Genomic DNA, 20,361 nt, shown 5'->3' on the forward strand with positions numbered 1-20,361 from the left:
ACTTTAAGAATACGCTTCATCGCGCATGAGAATTTTTGCCAATTGACGAGCACTCTGCGCCCAGGTCAGGAACGGCATACCGCGAGACGAAGGCTCCTGCTGCTGGGCCCGGAGCTCCAGCCATGCGTCGATCTCGGTCGCCAGTTCGCGTCCGTCTTGCGCGGAAAAATAGAATGCATGCTCGCCCGCCACTTCGCGAAACACCGGCAGATCGCGCGCAATGATCGCCAATCCATGTTGCGCGGCTTCGATCAGCGGCAAACCAAAGCCTTCACCATAGGACGCCGCAATCAGACACGAGCTTGCCCCATAGATTTTCTCCAAATAGACGTCCGAGGCATTTTCCAGCCAGAACAACCGGCGCCCCTGCTCCGTGTGTGCCCGCAGGCGGGAGACCAGGTCCTCCACCATCCAGCCCTGTCGCCCCACGACGACCAGATTGACGTTCCGATTGTCGCGCCACAGCTGCTCGAACGCATCCAGTACCTGAGCATGCCCCTTGCGGGGTTCCAGCGTCCCCACCATCAGGAATGTCGGGGCATTGCGCAGGTGTTGAAGCACCTTGCTTCCGTCTCGCGGGATTTCCGAAGACGTCGCGAAATTTTCGATGTCCGCCCCGAGATGGAACCAGTCGATCTCGAACGAGCGTGCGCGATCCGGCGCGTGCGTTGCCAGCCATGACGACAAATCCGCCGCCACGGCCTGCGAAATGCACAGCGCGCCGTCGTTCTCCGCCACGACATCGAGCCACCCCGTAAACCCGTCGGCCGCGCCAGGAACGAAGTACTGCGGGAGCAGCACGCAGAGCAGATCGTAGACGACAAACTTGACCTGCACACCCTGCAATCGCATGGTTTGATAAAACGCCCGATGCGCTGGCACGATCCGCGGTTGCAGATCCAGGCCGACGAATACGTCTCCTGCCGCATAGTCGATCGGCTCGTCCTGCAGCCAGCCGTCCTCGAAGCCCATCAGCCGCGCGGTAAAGTGACGTGCATACCGGTAGGAGTCCGTCGTCGTGGCATAAACCGGCTCGACTCGAAAGCCGTCAGGAGGCGAATCCAGCCATTCCTTCAGCAGATTGCGCACGACGCGCTGGATCCCGCTTCTGGCATCCACCTGCACGAGTTCGGAGATGTCGACCAACAATTGCCGCTTGTTGTTGCGCGGAACAAAGCTCCTCGCCGCGCTCAGCGCCCAGGTGCGCAACTGGTCGTCGCTGGCCGGGCCAGCGCGAAGCGCGATGGCGCGAGACAATACGACCGGATTCGCATTCGCATGGAGATAGAACCGCTCGACAGCATCGCGATACTGTTGCGCACAAACGTCGGGCGCATGGGCGGTGACGATGATGTCCCGCGCGCGCGCGCCCATCCGTTGCCGGCGTGCCGGATCCGAGCGCAGCGTTTCCAGCGCCTCGACCAGTTGCTCGTCGGAAAACTCGTCCGGCAACATCCATACCGCCTCGCGATCCAGGTCTGCCATGCTTCCGTTGGCATTGACGATCGTCGCCTTGCCGTAATTCATACAGTCCAGCACCGTCCCGGACGTCTCGCCGCGAGACAGCGTACGCAACTGGACGCCGACATCGACTGCCGCCAGATACCGCCGGAACATCTGCGCATCGGCCCAACCGGTTATGCGGACCCGATCGCCCATTTGCCGAATGGTGCGCGCGAGTTTCTCGCCATACTCGGTCGGCTGTTTTTCCCCGACGAAGATCAGATGACAGGCCCGATCGCGCGCGAGGGTCGATCGGCCCCACGCATCAAGCAGCCGGTGATTCAACTTGGACGGCCCGAGGCCGCCGAACGCGCACACCACGAAGTCGTCCTTGCCGATCCCCAGCGCGTCCCGGGCGTCCTCGCCATGCGACGCGATACGCGCATCGCGCATGTGAGGAATGACGGTCCAGTCTGCCACGTCCCCGCCGTACCAGTGACGGGCCAGCCGCAGTGAATTGGGAGAATGGACGATCACGCCGAGGCTCTTCTGAACCACGCTCAAGCTGCACGGATACTCCCAGACCGCGTCCGCAATATCCGCGCTCAGATGTCGTGCCCGCAGGCCGACGTACCCGTGCGCGTCATATAGCGCCTTGGACCAGGCGTCGGAACGGTTCCCGTGAATGGCCATGTGCGCAAGCACGCCCGACAGAAAGAAATCGTGCAGAACAACGACTCCCGGCACGGCTTCCAGCAGCGAAAACATGTACTCGTGGAATGACGAGTTGCCGAAATGATAGAGCACCCGGTCGTACGAAGCCGCATGCTTGCGCAGCCACGCCGGCGTCTTGACCGAGACGGGCGCGAACTGGTCGAGCCGCATTTCCCGCGCTGCTTGCGCATCGACGATGACGTCGATATCGTAAAAGCGCGCCAGTTCCGGCAGCAATTCGGCGCTGTAGTCGGCGATCCCGGTGCGGGCCGGCGGCATCGGCGACACGTAGGCCAATTTGGGACGCTTCGAGCGGGCTTCCGGCTCGCGCGTTTCGGCGAGCCAAGCCTCATGCCGCCGCTCGATTGCATCGAGCGCGCACCGCCCGCTGCGGTCCCACGAGAACTTGCCCGCCTGACGCGTCCCGTGTTCGATCAGTGCCTGACGATAGCCCTCGTCCGTCAGACCGCGCTGCATGTGCTGCGCAATCGCGTCGTCGGACTTGGGATCGAACAGCGCTTCCTCCCAGCCAATCACCTCGGGAACGCTCGACGTATTCGCGCCGATGACGGGCGCGCCGCAACGCATCGCCTCCAGCACCGGCAAACCGAAACCTTCATGCCACGAAGGAAAGACGAACAAGCGGCACAGATTGTAAAGCGCCAGCAAATCCTCGTCGGGCACAAAGCCCGTGCACACGACATCGGCCGCGTCCAGGCCGACTTGCCGGGCGAGGCGCGTCAATGCATCACGGCTAGCCGGTTGAATCGAGCAAACGATCGCCAACTGGTGCGACTTCCTCAACTCGGACGGCAACAATGCGAACGCGCGGATCATGCCTTCGACGTTCTTGCGGTGATCGATCCCCCCCGTATAGAGCACGAACGGTTTCGTCAGCCCATATTTGCTTCGCAGCGCAGCTTCGCGCTCGGCGGCAATCTGCTCGGGGCGGAACCATGCGTCGACATCGGCGGACATGTTGACCGACCACTCGGGCGAGAGATCGAGATGTTCGATCCCTTCCGAGCGAGACGATTCGGAAATGGCCAACCACAGATCCGCGCGTCGAAGATGTTCGATTTTCTCGAGGTACCAATTCTTGAAAAGAGGATTCTCCAGATAAGGCTTGGCATAGAGGTATGGAATCAGGTCGTACAGCGTGACCGCGACCGGAACGTTCGTCTGAAGCGCGTGAATGCTGGTAATCGAATCATCGCCGAAGCCTTCGAAGTAGCTGGCGATATAAATGAAGTCCGGCTTCAGGCTCGTCAGAAAGGCTTCATAGGTCAATTCGCTGGCGTGGCGGCGCCACCCATTGGCTTTATCCGCATGCGCGACGGGCGCCGCTGCATACCAGACGTGAATGTTCCCCGCCGGGAGCAATGCCTCGAACTGCTGGCGCAGGACCCGTGCAGACTCGTCGAACGCGCCATTCAGCGCCAGTACGATTTCGTGGTCGCCGCGATTCCGGATCATCGCCTTGACGATGGACTCGGTGTAACGGCCCACGCCGCGATTGCGCGAATTGAGGCTCTGCGCCCCTTGCATGTCTACAACGATACGCATTATTCAGTATCCCCATGGTCCGGCGCGAACGCTGACTTGAGTGCCATGTATGCTTCGCGCGCGCGGGGTGTCAAACCGTCATCATCGATCGGCTTTCTCTGCATCGACTGCGCAGGCGCCCCCACGATGATCCGAACGAGCCTCTGCTTCACGCCAGGCATCGCGCCCAGCGCTTGCACCGCCCATCGTCGCAAACGGGGGCTGCGATTGACGTACGCGACGCTTCGGAACAGCACGCGCCGCATACCGGATTTGCACGTTGCTTTTGCTCCATGAGCGAACGTGACGGCGCTCCGCATGGGCGCAGTGACACGCCATGACGTGCTGCCATAGACCGCCTGCAATCGCTCGGTGGCGTGCTGCGCGTCGTCCCGGACCCGCCTCAGTTCGCCGGTCACTTGCCCCAGGTCGCCCCGGACACGCCCCAAGTCACTGCGGATCTGCACGAGTTCATCAAGGGCCCGCATCAGTTCACGGCGGGTGCCGTCCACTTCTTCGCGAGTCGAGTCCAGTTCGCCATGAAGGCGCCCGATTTCGCCCCGGGTCTGCTGAATCTGTTCAGCGGCATGCTCATGCGGCCGGGCCGCCCCTGCCTCGAAACGCGCAGCAAGTTCGACCAGCGACAGCCCGTAATCGGCATCGAACGCTTCGTCGAAAAGTGCCGCGTCGGCTTCACCGCAGGATTTTTGGGCAACAATGGCGTAATCCGGACTTACACCACCGAGCACATCCATAAGATGGGCTCGCACACCCTCTTCCTGCAACTCAGGGGACTCCTGCAGTCGAATTCGCTTGACTCTGGCAAATCCGGCATGCTCGCCCACGAAACTCAGGAGTTCCGAAGGAATCGGTCGAACGTGGCTGGGATCCAGATAGAAATTGCAGCCCGCGACGACGATATTTTCCGGGTTCGGCGTCTCGAGAATCAATAGACCGCCCGGCTTCAGTACGCGCAACGCTTCGCTGACGATCCGTCGAACTTGCTCAAACGGCACATGCTCGACAACGTGAAACGCTGAAACGAGCACGTGACTATTGGCGTCGAGCGCAGCAAGATACTCGATAGCATCGCCCTGGAATACCGACAGACCGCGCTCCCGACATGCTTCCAGCATATCGCCATCGAGGTCCACGCCGATCGCGGCGAACCCCGACTCGCCCATCACCTCCAGCCATTCACCGCGACCGCAACCCAAATCGAACGCTTTCCCGCCCGGATAGAGCCTCGCAAGGGGCGCAACAAACGGCCGGTATTTCGCCAGCCGACTTTTGATCAGTTCCCTTGGGCCTCGATGCTGATCTTCAAACGCGCGATAAAAGCTATCCACTACGACAAACTCCTCACCATCGTCCAGCAGCCAGGCCACATCGACGAAATTATCCACCACCGGCAAGTAGAACCGCGAGAAGCGCGGCTCCTGGATCAGGTTGACGTCATGGGTGAACGCGTTCCGGGCGCAGCCCAGCGCTTTCACGCATGTGCTCCACGGCAACTTGCCCGCATCAAAGTTGGCGATATGTCGACATCAGGCCTGCGGCGCGCCTGCGCCGCGAGCAGGCCATCGCTGGTCAAGAACGGCACAGCCACGCCAAGCCGGGATTCCGTACCTGGACTGGCATTCCCGCTTGGCGCTTCACGCCATGAGCCCCGCTAGATCCGAAGGACTGGCGTCATTCCCGGCATCAAGCCCGGCCGTATACGTCTTCGAAGCGAACGATGTCATCTTCGCCGAGATATTCGCCGCTCTGCACTTCGATCATCACGAGGTCCAGCACACCAGGATTCTCGAGGCGGTGCTTGTGACCGGCGGGAATGTAGGTGGATTCGTTGGTACGAATGAAAATTTCCTGATCGCCGTTGACGACCTTGGCCATCCCGCACACGACGATCCAGTGCTCGCTGCGATGATGGTGCATCTGCAAACTGAGGCTCGCACCCGGCTTGACTTCAATGCGCTTGATCTTGAAGCGCGGGCCTTCCTCCAGCACCGTATACGTGCCCCACGGGCGACTCACCGTGCGATGCAGTTTGTATGCATCGTGATTCTGCTTCTTCAGGCGGGCTACCACCTGCTTCACGTCCTGCGCGCGATCGGGATTCGCGACCAGCAAAGCGTCCGGCGTATCGATGATCATCAGATCGGCGACGCCAACCGCCGCCACGACACGATCCTGACTCTGCACATAGGTGTTCCGGCTATCGACGAAGATCGCCTCGCCGACGGCCCGGTTGCTGTCCTGGTCCGGCACGGTCAGGTCGCGCACGGCGCCCCACGAGCCGATATCGCTCCAACCGAAACTGGACGGCACGACCACAACCTTCGACGAACGCTCCATCACCGCATAATCGATCGAGATGTCGGGCATTTTCTGGAACGACTCGGCGGGAATCTCGAGCATCTGCGCCGAAGCCTTGTCCGACTGCAGCGACGCCCAACATTCATCGGCGGCCGTCGCAACGTCCGGGGCGTGACGAGCCATCTCGTCGAGAATCACACCGGCCTTGAAACAGAACATGCCCGAGTTCCACAGGTAGTTGCCGGCTGCGACATATTCGGCCGCCTTCACTGCGTCAGGTTTCTCGACGAAGCGCAGCGCCACGCGGCCGTCCCCGACCCGATCCCCCGCCTCGATGTAGCCAAAACCCGTGTCCGGCCCCGTCGGCACGATGCCGAACGTGACCAGTTTGTCCTGCTTCGCAAGTTCGATCGCGCTCGCGACCGCAGCCGAGAAACCCTGCTGATCCTGCACCAGATGATCGGCTGCGAGCACCAACATCAGCGCGTCGCGCCCGTACTTATCCGCAACGTGATGCGCCGCCATCGCCACGGCGGGCGCAGTGTTGCGACCGGTCGGCTCAAGCATGAATACGCCGGACTGCTGATTGCCGAGCGCGGCATAGCCGAACTCGTCCTTGCTCATGAAGTAGTAGTCGCGGTTCGTGACCGTCAACAGTTCTCCGCGCTCGGATTCCCCGTCATTGCCGATCGCTGCTGCCGCCCGGCGATAGGTTTTCACGAGCAAACTTTCACCATCCGCAAGCTTCATGAACGGTTTGGGATGCCCTTCGCGGGAAACTGGCCACAGTCGGGTGCCAGCACCACCGGACAGGATGACGGGGATTAACATCGCATTCACTCCAGAAATTTAGTATCCATTGGCAAGGTCAGGCCTTCGCCATTTGCATCAATACACCGCCGGCATCGGTGTCAGCCGGGTCGCATCGGACCGGGCCGAAAGCGGAATTATAGCCGGCGAACCACCTTCCCCGGAAACGGCAGGAGCGCCCGGGACAGCCGCCGGGGAAGGCCGGGACATTCCCGGGCGCCCCGCAACGCGGCGCGGACCGCGCCGTGACCCGTCATTCGCTCAAGCACAGGTGCAGTGCATCGCGCCAATCCGGCATCTGCAAGCCGAATGCCGCCGTCAGCTTCCCGTGTGCCATTCGCGAGTTGGCCGGCCGCCTTGCGGCCGTCGGATAGTCATCCGAGGAAATCGGCACCACTCTCGGCGCGCGCGAAGCCATCGCGATAGCGAATATCGCTTCGGCAAAGCCGCACCAGGAGGTCGCTCCGGCAGAAGTGAAGTGGTAGATACCGGACCGGCGCGCCCACCAGTCGGCGTCAACCGACCCCGCGCCCTGGGCGACGATGTGCGATGTCGCGGCGGCGATCGTCCTGGCCCAGGTCGGCGCGCCGATCTGATCCGCAACGACCCGCAACTCGGGGCGCTCGGCACCCAGCCTCAGCATCGTCAGCAGGAAGTTGCTGCCGCGCCGGCCATACACCCAGCTCGTTCGCAAGATCAAATGCGCACATCCGGTCGCCGCGATCGCGTGTTCGCCCTCGAGCTTCGTCGCTCCGTATGCATTCAGCGGATTCGTCGCGTCGGTTTCTACATACGCGCCCGCTTTCGAACCGTCGAACACATAATCGGTCGAGTAGTGAATCAGCGCGCCGCCGCTACGCGCCGCCTCCTCGGCAAATACGCGCGGCACGTCGACATTCAGGCGTCGCGCGAGCTCGACTTCGTTCTCTGCCTTGTCCACCGCCGTATAAGCGGCCGGATTCACAATCAGGGTCGGCTTCAAGTCCCTGACGAAAGCGCGCACGCGATCGAGATCGGTAAGATCGAGCGTCGACCGGTCACACGGCACCACTCGGCCGAGCCCCTGAAGCGATCGCAACAATTCGAAACCAACCTGGCCGCTTACCCCGGTCACGAGAATCGTCGACGGCTGCCTCATATCCCGCCTCAAACGTAGACCTCGGCTTCGCTGAGTCGTGCGCCCGCGGCATCCTTGGACGCCAGCAATGGTTCCACATCGACTGGCCATTCGATCCCGATCTCCGGATCGTTCCATACGATGCAGCGCTCGTGCTCGGGATACCAGTAATCGGTCGTCTTGTACAGGAACTGCGCAGCGTCGGAGAGCACGACGAAACCGTGCGCAAAACCGGGCGGAATCCATACCTGCCGATGGTTCTCGGCCGACAGCACGACGCCGACCCACTTGCCGAAATTCGGCGAGTGCTTGCGGATGTCGACCGCAACGTCAAATACCTCGCCTTCCACGACGCGCACAAGCTTTCCCTGCGCGTGCCGAATCTGGTAATGGAGGCCGCGCAGCACCCCTTTGGTCGAGCGTGAATGATTGTCCTGAAGGAATTCGACGTCCGCCGCCACGTGTTCCGCGAAGTCGCGCGCGTTGAAGCTTTCATAGAAATGGCCACGCGCATCGCCGAACACCTTCGGCTCGATGATCTTGACTTCCGGCAGCGCCGTTGCCGTTACTTGAATTGCCATGCGACCTGATCCAAAAGAACGTGTTCGAGATAGCGCCCGTAGCCGTTCTTCGCGAGCGGCACGGCAAGCTTGCGCAACTGATCCGCGTCGATCCACTGCCTGCGATAGGCGATCTCCTCGGGACAGGCGACAACGAGCCCCTGGCGCTTCTGCAACGTCGCAATGAATGTAGCCGCATCGATCAACGAATCGTGCGTGCCGGTATCGAGCCATGCATAGCCGCGCCCCATGATCTCGACGTCGAGCTTGCCGTCGGCGAGATAGCGCGAATTCACGTCGGTGATCTCGAGTTCGCCACGTGCGGATGGCTTGATATCGGCGGCAATGTCGCACACCTGATTGTCGTAGAAGTACAGGCCTGTCACCGCATAATTGGAGCGCGGCTCGGCCGGCTTTTCCTCGATCGACAGCGCGTGGAACTGCTTGTCGAACTCCACGACGCCATAACGCTCGGGATCCTGAACGTGATACGCGAACACGGTCGCGCCCGATTCCTTCGCGTCCGCATGCTCCAGTTTTTTCGCCAGATCGTGCCCGTAGAAGATGTTGTCACCGAGAATCAGCGCGGACGGATCGTTGCCGATGAACTCCCTGCCGATGATGAACGCCTGCGCGAGCCCGTCCGGTGACGGCTGTACCGCGTAGCGGATATTCATCCCCCACTGGCTGCCATCGCCGAGCATCGCCTCGAAGCGTGGCGTATCCTGCGGCGTCGAAATGATGAGTACGTCGCGGATCCCGGCCACCATCAGCGTGGACAGCGGATAGTAGATCATCGGTTTGTCGTAGACCGGCAGGAGCTGCTTCGATACGACGTGCGTGATCGGATACAGTCGCGTACCGGAACCGCCCGCGAGAATGATGCCTTTACGTGCCATCGACCATGCCCTCAAGTGCGTTGCGCGTAATTCGTCTCGACCCACTTGCGATATTCGCCCGACACGACGTCGTCAACCCAAGCCTGATTGTCGAGATACCAGCGCACGGTCTTCGCGAGCCCCGTCTCGAACGTCTCCACCGGCTTCCACCCCAGTTCGCGTTCAAGCTTGTGCGCGTCGATCGCGTAGCGGCGGTCGTGGCCGGGACGATCCGCCACGTAGGTGATCTGATCACGATAGGAGCCCGCCCCCTTCGGACGCGCGCTGTCGAGCAGGTCGCACAGCGTATGCACGACGTCGAGATTCTTCTTCTCGTTCCAGCCGCCGACGTTGTACGTCTCGCCCGGTACGCCGCGCGCAAGTATCTCCCGGATAGCGCTGCAATGATCGCCGACGTACAGCCAGTCGCGCACGTTCTGGCCGTCGCCGTAGATCGGCAGCGGCTTGCCCGCGAGCGCGTTCGCAATCATCAGCGGAATCAGCTTCTCGGGGAACTGATAGGGGCCATAGTTGTTCGAGCAGTTCGTCGTCAGCGTCGGGAGGCCGTACGTATGATGATACGCACGCACCAGGTGATCGGAGCCGGCCTTTGTCGCCGAGTACGGGCTGTTCGGCGCATATGGTGTCGTTTCGGAGAATTGCGGATCGGCCGGGGACAGCGAGCCGAATACCTCGTCGGTCGACACGTGCAGGAAGCGGAATTCGGCCTTGTCGGCATCACTCAGCCCGCTCCAGTGCGTGCGCGCCGCATCGAGCAGCGTGAACGTGCCGACGACATTGGTCTGCACGAAATCGGCGGGGCCATGGATTGAACGATCAACATGGCTTTCGGCGGCGAAGTGCACGACCGCACGCGGCTTGTGTTCGGCAAACAGTCCGTCAAGCGCGGCGCGATCGCAAATATCGACGCGCGCAAACACGTGCCTCGGATCATCAATCAGCGACTGCAGCGTGCGCAGATTGCCCGCATAGGTCAGCTTGTCGACATTGAGCACGGGTTCGTCGTTGTGGCGCAGCCAGTCGAGAACGAAGTTGGCGCCGATAAAACCCGCACCGCCCGTCACCAGGATCATGAGACTCCCTCTAGAAAAGTGCGGCACGCCCGGTCGGGCGCTCGTCGCATGACATATCACGGGTGGCAATGCCCGAGCCACGTCAGGCCGGGATTTTAACCGGTCATCATGATCGTCAATGTCACGAAGTGCTAATTTTTGCGAGAAAAAGCAATTATAGGAATCTGCGCCAAGCAAGACCCATGCCCGCAACAAATTGATACAAACCTCATCGTAAAATATCAACCGGCTGAAGCGGAGTCAGGATCGCGCCCGATAGAGCGTGGTCTGTTCTACCGCCTCACCACCGCGTCTCTTACCCGCTCACTCGGCACGAACTGCGATGCAGGAAAGAGTCTGGCGACCTAGAGCGTTCCGGCACTGAGCGTATAAGCCGCGATCGTGTCCGGCCCGCACCCCCTATAATTGTCGCGCCTCCTATGAGCCGCCGCACTTGCCGCTGGAAATGCGTCCAGGTCGCTGTCGACGACTGGTGCTTGCTCACGTCCTTGATCGGCCCTCACCAGTATGCCGGGGGCCGGCGCCAGGACCGCCGCCCGACTCCTGACCGCGGTTGCCCACAAAGTCTTCAGCCGCCCATCGGCCTAAGTCGACCTTGCTCCCCGTTGCCCGACGCTTAGGCTCGTCGATCCGCGGCGAGCATCCGCCCGGACGCGGCAACAAGGTGCCAAGCGCACCTTGCTCCCAGCCGCCTTCTCGGCACTGCGAGACCGCGTCTCGCGAGCTGACCACGCCCACAAGATCCAACAGGGTAACCATCACAATCAAGCGCTCATCGCGCTCTCGTTACGAAACACGACCGTTCAGCAAGCGTCACCTGCTAAAGTCGCTCCATCCAGTTTCGATAGGCCGATGCACGCGTCAGAAAGTATGGCCGAATCGCGTAGCCCAAGGTATCAAAAACTCTTCGATGCCTTCGGTAGATACGAATGGCGTCTTGCGGGACAATCAAACGCCGCCAAAGCCCGGGGCTTCCCTGCCATCCGTGCCGGTTCGGCGTCGCACGCATCTTCTCGAGACTGAGGTGCGCCAGCCAGGGAACGACGTCCTGTGCACTGCCCCCTAATGTAGCGATCTGACTGCCAAGCACCTCTTCAGGGTTCGCAACAGCATCTTCGTATCGAAGACGAAGCACATCGGGATCGTTCCACCACTGATAGGTGATCGAAAGCAGATCTTCGGCACCCATGCTGAGAGCGTACTCAAGAAACTCGGCCGAAGACGGGCTGGCGCTCGCCAGCTCCGCAGGCAATTTCACATTCCCTTCAAGCCATCGGCTCGTTCCCGGTTCGTATCGAATGTAGTGCAGTGCCGATACAAGAACATCGAGTGGATGTCTTGCTACCGTCAATATCCGAAATTGATTCGCGCGAAGCCAAGCTTGAAAGTTCGGCTCGCGATACCAATGGATCTGAAGGAAACACCTCGGCGGCAAAACAGCCGGAGCATCGAGATAATTGTGAACTGCGATCTCCTGCATGGACAGTGCGCCAGCGAGCGTTGATCTGATCCATGAATTACCGCTCCGCGGGGAACTCACCACCGCGATACGCAAAATTTCGCTAGATGGGCAATCGTGAGCGTTGGTGGACAAACTATCTCCTGTAACTCGCATATACACTCCAGACAACGAAAGGTCTCATGCAGTCGCCCCAATCGGCGATGTACCTTCCCCACCCGATTCTGCCGCACGACGGAGCAATGACAGCGGAAGTCATGGCTTTAGTCCCGAAAGTTGCGTCGCGCCGATCCCCACGCTTGTATCGCTGGCTCGTGTTGGAATCACACGTCTGGCAGCATCCGCCGATGGGCCGTACCGATTCGATTGACCGGCGACACACTTACGGTTTTTCGTCAGCCCCAGCGCGCTCCACGCTTCGCATGCCTTGCGGCGCAAAACGTGAAGCAGGCATTCAGTGACGCGCAGCCTCGGCCTCTTCAGCGGAACAAAAAACGAGTTCAATGTCCGGATTCATGTACGACACTGCTGTCGAAACGTTGCTCACAATGTGGAGAAGCACATTGCAATGTGCCATGGTCATCGCATCGCGAATGACTTCCCAAGCCATCCTGATATTCCAGTTATCAGGATTTGCAGCGACCAAGTGCTGCACCTGAAAGCCTTCTGCACGACGCTCCTCTGCCCCCAACTGGTCGTAGCGCGCGTCTTCAGCCTCCGTTGTTCGACGGACATCCTCATAGCAAAAGACCTTGTCGCCAAATTCTCCCTTGAAGACATTGATTACTCGATCCTGATCCGTCGCAAGAAATACCGCCCAGCCTGGCGAATCCTCTTCGAATCCGCGAGCATCGAGCTGGTGCCTGATCCCATCTATATATGATTGGATGTGTGCAATTTTTCCGCCTGGCTGCTCAATCACGTGACTCGGATGCTTGACGTGCGCCGCTATCATAAATTTCCCGGCAAAGTTCGCCCGGAATTCATCCAATTCGCGCTGAAATGGAGCGCGCAAATGCACATGATCCTTGAACGCCTTGTTGTATTGTGAGCGGATACGAGAAAATTGGCCGCTCTTATACAATTTATACGCATGGACATAAGTAAGCTGCGGCTCACGTTCGTGATTGAACACTGCAACAGGCGGACGCCCCTTGGCGTACAAGAAGCTCTCGTCGTCCATATCTGCGTCGCTGAGGCCATAGAGCGGTTCGAACAGCTTGGACCACACATTTCCCTCGCTCGGGCGCCCATAGCAGAAGCTCATGAATTGAGCCGTACCTAAGCGCTTGATCATGCGATCCACGTTCCAGTCCGGCAAGACCATATGACACCGCTTGTCACGCTGGTCCCATACCAAATGGCTCATGAATGCATTGAAGACCGAGAAGAAGCCGCCGTCATGAGACTGCACAACGGTACGATCAATACTAGGAAGTGATGCAGAACGATGTCCCAGAAGGCGCTCCACGGTCGCTGGCAATTCGGCCGGCAATCGGGTGAAGCGTGAACCGCATTGCCGAGGCCGAAATGACCGAAGCTTGGTATCGATCAACTCACCGTAATTCAGCTCCAGATTAGTAAAACTGAACTCGGCAGCGAGTTGGCGTCGCACGTGCACCGTCGTCGCGCTTATGCCGGACGAAACGTATTCAAAAGCGTCCGTGAGCGCCGTGCCGATGTCGTCGATGTCCGCGGCAAATTGCCGACCGACGACAAGGTTATCGATTTCCGGATAGCGCGCCGGCATCGCAACGGTAGCCGGTATAGCAAAGACGCCAGGCGTCGAAATTAGATCGTTATGCCCCCCGACAGCCGTTATTGCGAGTACTTTTCCCAATGCCAGAGCTTCTCGCGGCCCAATGGAATATCCTTCACCGCGAGAGCAATTCACGAAGACATCACAATCCTCGATCAGTGCATTTTTCTCTTGCTCAGTCAGGGGAGCACAACTGATGACAATATTCGTGGCTTTTCTAGAGTCGACCAGATTCTTGACTCGCTCAAAGCTTGAACCGATAGCTAGATTCGAATGTATCGTGAGCTCCACGTCCTGTCGATCACCGAAAGCACGAATGAACCCCTCAACAAGAGCCTCGACACCTTTACGCGCATGAAATGCTGCAATCGAACAGAATTTGATCTTGCCATTCGACGAAGCTCGATAGGGGCGACTCAACAGCCCTTCAATGTCCAAGGCGAGTGGCAGTGTACCCACCGCTATCTCGACACCCGACCTCCGAGCCACACCCTCCAAGTGATGGCTCATGAAGAGCGCAAAATCGAAGTGCTCGTTAAGCACTTTGACCCATTGAGACGGTAGTTCATCGGAATCGTAAGCGATATGAGCAAATCGCAATGCACCCGGCGGAACCAGGGTGTAATTCAAATCATATGCACCGTTCCATAGCACGTCCGCATAGAAGACAACCTTCGCCTGCGATAGATCGGTGCAAACAGGAATCACCGTCCCGTTCGGCAGTACGATTTCGCGCTCAGTGCGGAAATGCGGCTCGGTCGGAAAAATGGAAACATCATAAAATCGGCTCAACATCTCACACGCCGCGTAAGTCACAGCGCCGATTCCAGTGCCGAAAGTACAGCGACCAATGATGCAAATCGAATTCGATACCAAAATTTGCTCCATTAATACTAGGATCGGCGTTGCATCATGCGCTTTATACATCGCAGCGGACCGGTCAATTTCCACGATGTACTCTGAAGTACCGCGTGTAGTGCGGCCGACACACGCTCCTCTTGCAAGCGGAGCGTACCGACCATGTGCTCAAGCTCGTCGACCTTCCCGTGCAAGCGTCCACTTTCCTGGTTCACCCAAGCAACATGTCTGGCTGACTCGTCGACCCTTTCCTGCAAGCGCACTCTTTCCTGGCTCAGCCAAGCAGCATGCCTGGATGATTCGAACAGTTCCTGGTAGGCGGCGTCGCGCTCGGCGCTGAGCGCTTGTCCGGACTTCTCATTCTCGGTCAACCGGACGCGCAACTCGGCCAATTGGATCCGATGGTTCTCAAGATCTCCCTCGCTTGTCGCAAGCCGCGCCTTGAGTTGATCGATCCCGTCGGGCGAGATTTCGGGACTGTTCATGACGCAATCTTGGCTTGCGTCTTCCAAAACAACTTGCGACGCCTGCTCGCCTTGCGCCTGATTAGTCATGTTGTGATATGCATCGTTCAACCGTACCTCTAATTCTTCTCGTGCGCCCTTTTCCAAAAGCCATCCCGCATGAGCCTCCTGAAACTGCCGCTGCGATTCAGCGAGTTGCCGCTCCAAATCCATCGCACGCCGGATCATGTCGGACTCAGATGCCCGAATGAATCCATCAAACCAGTTTGGCGGAACCATAAAGGCGTGCTTCAATTCATCCATCTTTTCTGCCGACACATAGAAGCGATTCAGGCCATCGAAATAGACGAAATGATATTTTGCTTCCAGCAAAAGGACTTCCCAGCCTTCATGGGACGGAATTTGGGAGTTCGGTTCCGTAGCCTCGACCAGGATGATCCAGGGACGAAAGGTACTGAAATCGGCACTCGCCAGCACCTCTCTTTCGTTTCCCTCCACATCGATTTTGAGAAAATGGACTGGCTTCTCGCCGACATATGTCTCGCATATATCGCGCAATGTCGTGACCGCCACCGTTACCTGGCTGATGTCCCAGTTCGCGTCCTTATACCCTTCGGCGAGCTTTGGAATCCCCGTCGAAATCCCGTTACCGCCATCCACTGCGAAATACCGGGCGACCGTCTGCCTGTTCTCCACGGCGACTTGTAGATTGACGTCTTGAGGTCGCGCCTGGGTCAGTCTCTCGAAGGGCCCCGGCATCGGCTCGATGTTGATGCCACGCCAGCCACGCTCGTAGAACGCTGCCGTTACCGAATCTGCATATGGTTCGGCAGCGCCGACATCTATGTAGAATCCGCGATCGACTTTAGCGAGCGCGCGCCGGAGCATCACATCTTCATAGTTCTGCGCGTACGATACAAATTTCATCGATCAAACAACTCGAATGACCACACGTTAGAGAGATAGTGTGCAGCCTCTTTACGCGCAAACACACCAGGGGCAATACCATGCAATTACTTTCTGGCAATCTCAACATTCTTGCAATACCAGTCGTAAGTAATCGCCAACGCTTCGTCGAATGAGAATCGTGGCTTGAATCCCAACGCCGTCAGACGCGAGATGTCGTAAGCGCGCAGCTTCTGGCCATCCGGCTTTGTCGCATCCCACTCCACGTTGCCGCTGAAGCCCGAAATCTGGCAAAGCGTATCGACCGTATGCCGAATCGTGTACGATTGACCGGTCGCCAGATTGATTGCGCCGGTGTGATTTTCGGCGATAAGACGAAGCGCGTATGCCGCGTCGCCGCTGAAGAGAAAGTCCCGTTCTGCTTTCCCGGACCCCCAGACGGAAATGGGCTGCCCTAGAACAGATGCACGATAGAACTTCGATATAAGAGATGGAACGACATGTCCGAATTTCTCGTCGAATTTGTCGTGCGGGCCAAAGAGATTGGTGGATACACAAAATGCGTAGTCCATCCCATATTGATCTTTGTAGGCCTCCAGTTGCGCAAGCATACCGCGCTTGCTGTGTGCGTACGGAGCTTCGGAGTGATGCGGCGCCCCAACCCAGATTTCTTCCTCCGACATCGGGAGACGCACCTGATCAGAGTAAATGGCTGTCGAGCCCATTGCGACAAACTTCTTACACCCTGTCTGACGCGCAGCCTCGACTACGTTGGTGTTGATCCGAACGTTGTCCAGATACGCAATACCCCGATTGGACATATTCCCCATGATGCCGTACACCCGAGCCGCCATATGGAAAACGATAGTCGGGCGCAATTCATTGAACATTACTTCAGTCGCGTTTTGATCTCGAAGATCAACGTCACTGCTCGTGATTGCGACGACGTTCGAGTACCCTGAGTCTGCCAATTCCTGCTTTAATGCGTGACCGATCACTCCACCGGCACCCGTGATCAAGACTCGCTCTTGAGATTCCGCCATTCCTAAACTCTCCAAATTTTAACCATTCGCTTTCCCGCCAAACACTTCGCGACCGCGATCGAGTTCAACGTTGGAAGAGCACATGGCGTTTCAAACGATACAAGCCGCAGCAATTATACAGAACAGGGCCTACCGACTACCCTGATCCTCGGAAGAAGACGACAGCAAGGGCGATGGCCCGTGGATTCCGCAACGCAATCGCCCGACGCGCGGCGACTGGACCAGCAAAAGGGAAATCGTCACACTCCAAAGACAGATGCAAGCTGCAGCCGGGACCGTCGACCATGAGCATAGCCCACCCTTGCACATGCCTGAAATTTATGGTAAGACACTCGCCCGCCTTTTCCGGTTGTCCTCACGACCGCACCGTGGACGCGTAATGATAAAACTCCACCAATTACGTCCACAAGTTTCAACAGCCTCTGTCGCGCTCGAACAGGCACGATTCCACGTCGATAAAGGTGGCGGTCACCCTCAGATCGCCGTCACGTCCCTAAAACCACCCATTCGCGACGATACGGCAGGAGTACTCGGTCGGAACGCAGCCGCGGCGGGATGCCGGGTCGGGCGCCCTCGATGGCCGCATGGTCAGCGCGCGGGCGCTCGTCGCGGAACACACGCATCCGCGTCTCGCCCGCGCGCGATTCGACATGCGCAACTTGACAGAATTGTCCGATTCGTTATCGACGGTAACGATTTCATGGTGCGGATATTGCGTCTTCGCCCGCCGAATAGAAGAGACGTGAATCCGAAGCACATTCGAAATACCGGTCGTGACGAACGTCAGACACGTCGATCCTGTCTTCGTCAGAGTAAATAAGGCGCACCTGCGGCTCTGCCGCAATCGCGTTCGCGATGATTGCGCGACAACATTGTCACGCACCGCCGTCTTGCGGATGACGTACATCGAATGGCTGAACTGCACTGATTTGATCGGTCCACGCATGCTGTCGGGCGAACGATGGCCGATTGTGTCGCTGGCACCACTCCGCGATTCGGTGGCACAAGTATCGGTCGCATGCTCTCGGCAGGATCGGCAACTGTCCAAGAAATACGAGCCGCGCACCGCCGCCATCAAGTTGCCGTGTGACGCAGACGTCGCTATCAGCAACGTAGGGAAATGATGCGGAAGAGGCTGAACGAGGTAATCAGGCACCGCAATCCATCAACGATCACGCGCCGAAAACACGCTGCGCACGCAACGATCACGCCGTCGCCCTCAGCATATCGCGCGTCGGCGACGGCCCCGGCACCGCCGTGCGGATGGTTTGCGCAGGCGGCGCGCCGTCGCAACCTATGATCTTGTGCGCACTCCCGAAGTGAATCGCTCAGATATCGAGCAATTCGCCGCTCTGAACGCAGACGTCGGACAGCATGACCGGCCTTACACGATAAGACGCAAGCAGCCGATTGACTCGGCACAGGGTCGGCTCGTCACCGGACATCGCTTCGCCGTGCTGCAAATCCAGCACGCGATCACGCACGCTCCGTGGCCGGTCGACGCGTTCAGCCTGTCGTCGCCTCGTACTCCGACACAACTTCTTCCGTCGGCCCGAAAGCGCGTACACGGCCACGCTCCATCCAAAGCACCTTGTTGCACACCTTGCGGATTTCCGAGTTCGAGTGCATCGCGAGCACGACGATTTCCGCACGGCTGTGCAGGTCCGCCAGTCGCGCTTCAGCCTTGTGCATGAACGATGCGTCGCCGACTCCCATCACTTCGTCGAGCAACAGGATTTCGGCATCGACCGCCGTCGACACTGCAAACGCGAGCCGCACCTTCATCCCGCTGGAGTACGTACGAATCGGCAAGTCCAGATAATCGCCAAGCTCGCAGAACTCCGCGATTTCGCCCTGCTTCGAGCGAATCTCTGCATCGGACATGCCGAGCAATAGCCCTCTGAGCCGAATGTTCTGCATGCCGGTCGAGTTCTCGTCCATGCCGAGGCCGATATCGAGGAGCGGCACCACTTTTCCTTCACGCAACAACTGGCCCGACGACGGCGGATAGATGCCCGCCATCGCACGAAGCAATGTCGATTTCCCCGCGCCGTTGTGTCCGATCAGACCAACGCGATCGCCGCGCTCAAAACGAAAACTCACATCGTCGAGCGCCCGCACGACGATCACGCCGTCGTTGCCCTCGGCGATTCTGTTGCGACGCCCCATGTTGAGCACTTGCTTCTTGAGCGAGCGCCCCTGCACGTCGAAAATCGGCAAATCGAGCGTTACGCTCTGCAATTCGATAAACGCCATATCGTCTCTCTCAGACCCAGTACGGAATGCGCTTCAGATAACGCCCCGTCATCAACATTGCGACAGGCCATCCAATCGCGGCCATGCCGACCGTCACACCCCACGTCAATTCACTGGGCATATGCCCGATCAGCGGGCCACGCACGAGGTCGATCAGATACGCGAGCGGGTTCCACTCGACAATGAAGGAGAAGCGATTAAGCGCATCGGGGCGAAAAATGATCGGAGTCACGTAGAACGCAACCTGAAGCAATGCGCTCACAATCTGAGGCAGGTCGCGAAAGCGCGCCGACAGCAAGCCCACCACCATCGCGATCCATGTGGCGTTCAGCACATACACCAGCACCGCCGGAATGAATACCGGCAACGTCTCCCAACTCTTCACGCCGTAGATGGCCAGCAGCACGATGACGATCACGAAGTTGTGGGCTAGGACGATCAAGTTTCGCCACACGACCTGCAGGATATAGATCAGTTTCGGCGTGGCCATTTGCCGGATATAGGGCGCGCTGTTGATGTACGCGACGCTGCCTTCCACGATGGTCGTCGAGAATAAACCCCACAGCACGATGCTGGCAGCAAGAAACGGCAGATACTCGTTGATTTTCTGGCCGAACAACGTGCCGTAAACGACACCCAACGACGTGATCATCACGCCCATGCTGATCGTGAGCCAGAACGGCCCCAGGCGCGAACGCGCATAGCGTTGCCGAATTTCAAGCCAGCCGAGCAAGGTCCACAACCGCCACGCCGTGATGCTTTTCTTTAGGTCCGCAAGTGAAAGGGTCAGCATGCAAGCTTTCAAAAATGAAGGAATTGGGGCGCCACACAGAATCGTCGACTATGTCAGCGCGCCCTGGCACGGAAACGAGTCGATGCCCGGCCCACTACGACAGCAGTCAAACGGGTCGGGCATGACCACACGAATCGGATTATTTGGCGTCCCTGTGGGTACAAGACAAGCACGCCGCGAACGTTGCCATGCGGCATATCGCGAGGGGCAAACAACTATCCGAGCCGCCTCAGGCCCGGCATTTTACCCGGTCGCCATGCCCGCCAGAGTCATCTGATGGTAATTTTCGCGCGGGAACGGCAAATTATAAGAAGCCCCAGGACGCAAAAGCCACGCTGCTAAC

Annotated in this window: 14 protein-coding genes and 1 pseudogene; 2 read left to right on the forward strand and 13 right to left on the reverse strand. The window is 58.9% G+C overall.

Features of this window, described 5'->3' with window-relative positions; genetic code table 11:
* Positions 1 to 3 precede the first annotated feature (3 nt).
* The 7 genes from C5O79_RS04075 to rfbB all read right to left on the reverse strand — a co-directional run bounded on the left by C5O79_RS04075 (position 4) and on the right by rfbB (position 10,480).
* Entirely contained in the window at positions 4 to 3,723 is a 3,720-nt protein-coding gene (locus C5O79_RS04075; RefSeq protein WP_122473635.1) for a glycosyltransferase, read from the reverse strand.
* Complete coding sequence (locus C5O79_RS04080; protein ID WP_226237088.1) at positions 3,723 to 5,198, reverse strand: class I SAM-dependent methyltransferase; 1,476 nt, start codon at positions 5,196 to 5,198, stop codon at positions 3,723 to 3,725. The genes C5O79_RS04075 and C5O79_RS04080 overlap by 1 nt, the downstream gene beginning before the upstream one ends.
* Positions 5,199 to 5,406: 208 nt before the next feature.
* Positions 5,407 to 6,852, reverse strand: coding sequence for a mannose-1-phosphate guanylyltransferase/mannose-6-phosphate isomerase (locus C5O79_RS04085; RefSeq protein ID WP_046545068.1), 1,446 nt, complete (start codon positions 6,850 to 6,852; stop codon positions 5,407 to 5,409).
* Positions 6,853 to 7,084: 232 nt separating this feature from the next.
* Complete coding sequence (gene rfbD, locus C5O79_RS04090) at positions 7,085 to 7,969, reverse strand: dTDP-4-dehydrorhamnose reductase (RefSeq protein ID WP_122473634.1); 885 nt, start codon at positions 7,967 to 7,969, stop codon at positions 7,085 to 7,087.
* 8 nt (positions 7,970 to 7,977) lie between these two features.
* Positions 7,978 to 8,529, reverse strand: a complete 552-nt coding sequence (gene rfbC / locus C5O79_RS04095) for a dTDP-4-dehydrorhamnose 3,5-epimerase (RefSeq protein WP_047850616.1) — start codon at positions 8,527 to 8,529, stop codon at positions 7,978 to 7,980.
* Positions 8,514 to 9,407, reverse strand: a complete 894-nt coding sequence (rfbA, locus tag C5O79_RS04100) for a glucose-1-phosphate thymidylyltransferase RfbA (RefSeq protein WP_046545065.1) — start codon at positions 9,405 to 9,407, stop codon at positions 8,514 to 8,516. Before rfbA ends, rfbC begins: the two co-directional genes overlap by 16 nt.
* An 11-nt stretch (positions 9,408 to 9,418) precedes the next feature.
* Positions 9,419 to 10,480: a dTDP-glucose 4,6-dehydratase gene (gene rfbB / locus C5O79_RS04105; RefSeq protein WP_122473633.1), complete on the reverse strand. Its 1,062-nt coding sequence runs from the start codon at positions 10,478 to 10,480 to the stop codon at positions 9,419 to 9,421.
* Positions 10,481 to 10,952: 472 nt separating this feature from the next.
* Here rfbB and C5O79_RS38480 point away from each other — a divergent pair.
* Positions 10,953 to 11,272 (forward strand): annotated as a pseudogene (locus tag C5O79_RS38480) (IS110 family transposase); the annotation flags it as partial.
* 28 nt (positions 11,273 to 11,300) lie between these two features.
* Here the strand turns inward: C5O79_RS38480 and C5O79_RS04110 are convergent.
* From C5O79_RS04110 to C5O79_RS04125, 4 genes are all read right to left on the reverse strand, one after another.
* A complete protein-coding gene (locus tag C5O79_RS04110) occupies positions 11,301 to 12,074 on the reverse strand; it encodes a sulfotransferase domain-containing protein (protein WP_160310309.1) in 774 nt (257 codons plus the stop codon).
* A gap of 319 nt (positions 12,075 to 12,393) precedes the next feature.
* The gene (locus tag C5O79_RS04115; protein ID WP_226237332.1) at positions 12,394 to 14,649 is read right to left on the reverse strand and encodes a glycosyltransferase; all 2,256 of its coding nucleotides are present in this window, start codon (positions 14,647 to 14,649) and stop codon (positions 12,394 to 12,396) included.
* Positions 14,592 to 15,947, reverse strand: coding sequence for an FkbM family methyltransferase (locus tag C5O79_RS04120; protein WP_047850618.1), 1,356 nt, complete (start codon positions 15,945 to 15,947; stop codon positions 14,592 to 14,594). The genes C5O79_RS04115 and C5O79_RS04120 overlap by 58 nt, the downstream gene beginning before the upstream one ends.
* An 86-nt stretch (positions 15,948 to 16,033) precedes the next feature.
* Positions 16,034 to 16,969, reverse strand: a complete 936-nt coding sequence (locus C5O79_RS04125; RefSeq protein ID WP_047850619.1) for a GDP-L-fucose synthase — start codon at positions 16,967 to 16,969, stop codon at positions 16,034 to 16,036.
* Between the two features lie 773 nt (positions 16,970 to 17,742).
* Here C5O79_RS04125 and C5O79_RS37995 point away from each other — a divergent pair.
* On the forward strand, positions 17,743 to 18,093 hold the full coding sequence (locus C5O79_RS37995) for a hypothetical protein (protein WP_163008960.1): 351 nt from the start codon (positions 17,743 to 17,745) through the stop codon (positions 18,091 to 18,093).
* A 382-nt stretch (positions 18,094 to 18,475) separates the two neighbouring features.
* Here the strand turns inward: C5O79_RS37995 and C5O79_RS04130 are convergent, their stop codons facing one another.
* Together C5O79_RS04130 and C5O79_RS04135 are read right to left on the reverse strand one after the other, a co-directional pair.
* Positions 18,476 to 19,225, reverse strand: a complete 750-nt coding sequence (locus tag C5O79_RS04130) for an ABC transporter ATP-binding protein (protein WP_046545061.1) — start codon at positions 19,223 to 19,225, stop codon at positions 18,476 to 18,478.
* A 10-nt stretch (positions 19,226 to 19,235) separates the two neighbouring features.
* A complete protein-coding gene (locus C5O79_RS04135) occupies positions 19,236 to 20,018 on the reverse strand; it encodes an ABC transporter permease (protein ID WP_047850620.1) in 783 nt (260 codons plus the stop codon).
* Between the last annotated feature and the right edge of the window lie 343 nt (positions 20,019 to 20,361).

This window comes from Burkholderia sp. SRS-25 (genome assembly GCF_004343765.1).
Lineage (GTDB): Bacteria > Pseudomonadota > Gammaproteobacteria > Burkholderiales > Burkholderiaceae > Burkholderia > Burkholderia contaminans.